Origin of the sequence: Nocardia sp. NPDC060220, from assembly GCF_042727815.1 — a bacterium.
Lineage (GTDB): Bacteria > Actinomycetota > Actinomycetes > Mycobacteriales > Mycobacteriaceae > Nocardia.
In genome coordinates, this window is record NZ_JBHWZY010000680.1 from 1 (window position 1) to 3819 (window position 3819).

At 69.9% G+C, this 3819-nt stretch carries 1 protein-coding gene; it reads left to right on the forward strand.

Annotated elements, in window-relative coordinates:
- Positions 1-600 precede the first annotated feature (600 nt).
- A complete protein-coding gene (locus tag ACFWF3_RS27600) occupies positions 601-3816 on the forward strand; it encodes a translation initiation factor IF-2 N-terminal domain-containing protein (RefSeq protein WP_379316324.1) in 3216 nt (1071 codons plus the stop codon).
- Positions 3817-3819 lie beyond the last annotated feature (3 nt).

The window sequence follows — 3819 nt, forward strand, 5'->3', positions numbered from 1 at the left end:
CGGATCCGACTCGCCCGAGTCCGCCAAGCGCGAGATCGCCCTCTGGTTCCCCGAATTCCCCGCCTGACCCGCAGCGGTCGGTAGCGCAGCAAAGGTAGAAGGACACCCGGTCAGGCGGTATCGAACTCCGCTCGGCCGGGGCACCCTCGCTTGCCGGATCCACCGGGTGATACCACCGCCGTGAGCGGGGCGGAGTTCGCGTGAGTTGCGCCGATGGCGATCCCCGCGCGAACCGTATGGGATACTGATTACGGATGTGTTCGACGCCGACCTGTCGCGCAGGTACGTGACGCGGTGTCGGACATGACCGGATGACACCGCGGTTGATGCCGATCATCGCTGCCACGGATGGCCCTGTTGCTGGGGTCGCCCGCGCAGGCACGCTGGATGAGCGCTCGAAAGCGCGGTGCCACGCCGTACAGCCAGGCGCCGTGTGACCGGTTGGCCCGCCAGATGATCGATCAAGGTGCGACCGGACACGCGGGGCGAGACCAGATGACCCTCGTACCATCGGGTACGAGGTGCACGGACGATGCCCCCGCGTCGGCCGCGTCACTCCCGTACCGGGGAAGGACGCGCCCGGGGGCCCGAGGAGACTTCGTGGCCGAAAAAGAGCCGCTGGACACAACACAACAGGATGCCGATCAATTGCCGGAGCGAATTCGAGTTCATGCACTGGCCAAGCGGTTGGGAGTGACCAGCAAACGCATCCTGGCCAAACTGGCCGAGTTGGGCGCCGAGGCGCGCAGCGTTCAATCCAATGTCGACCGTTCGGTCGCCGAAACGGTGCGCGACGCGATCGCCGCCGCTGACGCCGAACCCGGCGAACCTTCAGCACCCGCACCCGCACCCACGACGCGCGCGAAGAAGAGTGCCGCGTCCACCCCCGTCGCCGAGCAGCCGGCCGACACGTCCGCGGCGCCCGCGTCGCTGTTCTCCGCGCCCCACGTCGCGCGCACCGACGAGGTGTTCGCCGCGATGCGCGAGGACGCGCACACGGATCTGTTCACCCACCGGGCGTCGGAATCCCCCGTGCGGGCCGAGCCGGTGACCTTCGAGGCGCCTGCCTCGGTGGATATGCCGTTGTTCCTCCCGCCGGACGCCACCGCCGCCGAGGAGACCCGCAAACGCCGTCGGGCCGAACGGGCTCCCAAGAAGATCGAAGAGCCCACCGCGCCGTCGGTGGAGGAAACCGTCGCGCCCAAGGCCGAGGAGCTCGACGCCGAGGCCGAGGACGAGTCCGCCGATCAGTCCGGTGACAACGACGCCGACGGCCAGCCGCGCCGCCGCCGTCGTGGCCGTCGTGGCCGGGGTCGTGGTCGTGGCGAGCAGTCCGCCGACGGCGAGGACACCGACTCCGACAGTGATGACGACGACACCGACGAGGCCGAGCAGCCGGCCGAGCAGGTCACCGCCGAAGCCGAGCAGGCCGAGGACACCGAATCCGACACCGATGACGAAGACGGCTCCTCCGATGGCGCGAGCCGTCGTCGCCGTCGTCGCCGTCGCCGCAAGGTCGGTGGTGAGTCCGCCGACGCCGAGTCGGCGACCGAAGACGATCCGCCGAACACCGTGGTGCACGAGCGCGAGCCCCGCAACAAGAGCCGCGGCCGTTCCAGCGCGAGCAACCCCGACGAAGTGCAGGGCATCTCCGGCTCCACCCGGCTGGAAGCGAAGCGTCAGCGTCGCCGTGACGGCCGGGAAGCCGGGCGTCGTCGTCCGCCGATCCTGACCGAGTCGGAGTTCCTGGCTCGCCGCGAGGCGGTCGACCGGGTGATGGTCGTGCGCGAGAAGGCGTTCGACCCCGCCGAGCACGCGCCCGGTCACCAGACCACCACCCAGGTGGCGGTCCTCGAGGACAACATCCTCGTCGAGCACTTCGTCACCAGTTCCGGTCAGGCGTCGATGGTGGGCAATGTCTACCTCGGCAAGGTCCAGAACGTGCTGCCCAGCATGGAGGCGGCGTTCATCGACATCGGCCGCGGCCGCAACGGTGTGCTCTACGCCGGTGAGGTGAACTGGGAAGCCGCCGGTCTAGGCGGTCGCGAGCGCAAGATCGAGCAGGCGCTCAAGCCCGGCGATCAGGTGCTGGTGCAGGTGTCCAAGGACCCGGTGGGTCACAAGGGCGCCCGCCTCACCACCCAGATCTCCCTCGCGGGTCGCTTCCTGGTGTACGTGCCCGGTGGCACGTCGACCGGGATCAGTCGCAAGCTGCCCGATACCGAGCGCAAGCGGCTCAAGGAGATCCTGCGCGAGATCGTTCCGTCCGACGCCGGGGTGATCATCCGGACCGCGTCCGAGGGTGTCAGCGAGCCCGAACTGGCTCGCGACGTCGAGCGGCTGCAGGCCGCCTGGCGCACCATCGAAGAGGCCGCCGCCAAGGAGACCAACGCACCGAAGGCCCTCTACGAAGAGCCCGACATGCTGGTCAAGGTCATCCGCGACCTGTTCAACGAGGACTTCGCCAAGCTGGTCATCGAAGGTGACCGCGCGTGGAGCACCGTCGAAACCTACGTCCGCACGGTGGCGCCCGACCTGCTGCCGCGGGTCAACCGGCACGAGAACAACGGTGTCGACGTGTTCGACGCCTTCCGGATCGACGAGCAGCTGGCCAAGGCGCTCGATCGCAAGGTGTGGCTGCCCTCGGGCGGCACCCTGGTGATCGACCGCACCGAGGCGATGACCGTCGTCGACGTCAACACCGGCAAGTTCACCGGCTCGGGCTCGTCGAACCTCGAAGAGACCGTCACCAAGAACAACCTGGAAGCGGCCGAGGAGATCGTGCGCCAGATGCGGCTGCGCGATATCGGCGGCATGATCGTCGTCGACTTCATCGACATGGTTCTCGAATCCAACCGTGACCTGGTGCTCCGTCGTCTCACCGAGGCGCTCGGACGCGACCGCACCCGCCACCAGGTGTCGGAGGTCACCTCGCTGGGCCTGGTCCAGATGACCCGCAAGAAGCTGGGCACCGGACTGGTCGAGGCGTTCTCCACCACCTGTGAGCACTGCCACGGTCGCGGCATTCTCGTGCACTCCTACCCGGTGGATTCCGGGTCCGGGGTCGAGGAGCCGCGGTCGAAGGAGGGCGGTTCGCGTCGTCGTCGCGGTAAGGATCGCGACAAGCCCGCGGCCGCCGCGGCGCCCGCGACCAACGGCACCGCACCGGCCGCCGAGCACGCCGAAGAGGACATCGCGGTCAAGCGGGCCCACCCGGTGGTACTCGCGATGGCAGGTCATCACGACGACGAGTCCAGCGACGAGCACACCGAGGTCGTCGAGGAAGCGCCCGCCGAGCCCACCAGGTCGCGGTCGCGTTCGCGGTCGCGCCGGTCGGGTCGTGGTGCCGCCGCGGCGAATACCGAGCAGAGCACCGAGGGGCCGCTCACCGGGGTCATCTCCGGCGAGGCGGAACCCGAGGCACCCGAGGCCGAGGAGGAAGCGGTGATCTCGGCAGCTGCCGATACCGCCGCTGTCGCCGAGACCCCGGTCGCCGAGACCCCGGTCGTCGAGACCTCGCAGCCCGAACCGGCCGCGGTCGAGACCGCGCAGCCGGCCCCGGTCGCTGAGCCCGAACCGGCTGCTGCCGCCGCGGAACCCGCACCGCGGGCACCGCGTAGGCGTCGCGTAGCCCGGTCGACGGCAGCGCCCGCGCCGGACAGCGCGGGAGCAGTGTTCGTCCTGTCGGCGAACGAGCAGCCGCCCGCGGCGGCCGTCGTGGACTTCGCGGCGGAGCCGGTGGTCGTCCCGGAGCGCAAGCCGCGTCGTCGCGCCGTGGGTCGTCCCGCGGGCGCGCCGGCCGCCGAATCGAAGTAACCC